Annotated in this window: 1 protein-coding gene; it reads left to right on the plus strand. The window is 55.3% G+C overall.

Annotated features, from left to right (window positions below):
- Positions 1–1,324, plus strand: a 1,324-nt coding sequence (locus ACP7EG_RS27625; RefSeq protein WP_426090241.1) for a condensation domain-containing protein, incomplete at both ends; no start/stop codon positions are given.

A 1,324-nucleotide genomic window follows, 5' to 3' on the forward strand; every position in this document is an offset into this window, starting at 1 on the left:
GGCGGATGCGCAGCGCCTGGATGCTTTCCTGGCCGCCTTGCAGGCGGTGGTCGACCGTCACGATGTGCTGCGCACGGCGGTGATGGCGCAGCAGGCTTCGGTGCCGGTGCAGGTGGTGTGCAGGCAGGTGACGCTCGAAGTCGGGACGATTGATTTGGATACTGAGCAGGATACATATGCCCAGTTACAGGCCCGGCTGAAGATGTCGCCGGTGGTCGATATGGCGCGTGCGCCGCTGTTATACACGAGTGTTGCCAGGGATGGACATACTGGCGAGGCATACTTGCTGGTGCAGTTGCATCACATCATTCTGGATCATGTAGGCGTCGAGGTGATACAAGCCGAGTTGATGGCGCATATGCAAGGTGGCGAGCATGTGCTGACTGATTCTATTCCCTATCGTGAATTTGTTGCGCATGCTTTGCACCAAGCCCGGTATAACGATGCGTCGGCATTCTTCAGGGATATGTTGTGGGATGTTGATGAGTCTACGGCACCATTTGGCCTGTTGGCGATGCATGACGTGGGTATGGATGTCGATGAGGCAAGAAAAAAACTCGATGAGGATCTTGCTAACCGAATCCGCTTGGCAGCTAGGTCGTATAGCGTTAGTTCAGCAACAGTGTTTCATACGGCTTGGGCATTGGTATTGGCCCTGTGTAGCGGACGTGATGATGTTGTCTTCGGCACAGTTCTTTCCGGTCGTTTGCAAGGCACGCGGGGAGCGCAAGACATGCTTGGCATGTTTATCAATACCCTGCCTTTGCGCCTGCGTACGCAGGGATTAAATGTTACTCAACTATTGATGCAGACAGATGCGGCATTGAAGGCGTTGCTCCCTTATGAGCAAGCGTCACTCGCAATGGCGCAGCGCTGCAGTAGTTTGCAAGGAGGAGCTGCATTATTCAGCGCTATACTTAATTATCGGCATTCGGAAGCGCCTGCGGGACATGGCATAACAGCCGGTGGAGGAATAGAAATATTGGGAGCGCAAGAGCGCACCAATTATCCATTCACGGTCTCTGTCGACGATATGTCAGATGGTTTTGTTATCGATGCACAAATCGCAGTCAGTGCCGGGGCTGAGCGCGTTCTTGGCTATCTGGAGGCGGTACTTGCAGGATTGACTGAGGCTCTCCTGGCGACACCGGATCAGGCGGCGGCAGATGTGGCCATATTACCCCTGATCGAGCGGCAATATCTGCTGCAGACGCTGAACGCGACGCAGGCGGACTATCCGCAGGAGCATTGCATCCATGAGCTGTTCGAGGCGCAGGTGGCGCGCACGCCTGCGCAGGTGGCGCTGGTCTATGGCGATGAGCAA

This window comes from Janthinobacterium sp. PSPC1-1 (assembly GCF_049897625.1).
In the GTDB taxonomy this organism is placed as follows: domain Bacteria; phylum Pseudomonadota; class Gammaproteobacteria; order Burkholderiales; family Burkholderiaceae_D; genus Janthinobacterium; species Janthinobacterium tructae.